This window comes from Mediterraneibacter sp. 210702-DFI.5.30 (assembly GCF_020560115.1).
Taxonomy (GTDB): Bacteria; Bacillota; Clostridia; order Lachnospirales; family Lachnospiraceae; genus Mediterraneibacter; species Mediterraneibacter faecis.
Map to the genome: position 1 here is coordinate 1 of NZ_JAJCME010000243.1, position 220 is coordinate 220.

Annotated in this window: 1 protein-coding gene; it reads right to left on the reverse strand. The window is 51.4% G+C overall.

Annotated elements, in window-relative coordinates; genetic code table 11:
• Positions 1-220: penicillin-binding transpeptidase domain-containing protein (locus tag LI126_RS15420; RefSeq protein ID WP_255651256.1), on the reverse strand; the 220-nt coding region annotated here is incomplete at both ends.

Genomic DNA, 220 nt, shown 5'->3' on the forward strand with positions numbered 1-220 from the left:
GCTTGATCACTTTGCCGTTTGCATCCTCGATCTTGACGATGTAGTGTGCAGTTGGCAATTTACCGCCATTGGCAAAAACCGAATAGGCACGAGCCATCTGCTGAGGCGACACGCCGTTTGACATTCCACCCAGCGCTAAAGCCAGATTCTTGTCGCTCTTTTCAACCGGCAGTCCAAACTTCTCAGCCATCTGGTAGCCGGCATTGACGCCAATCTTGTT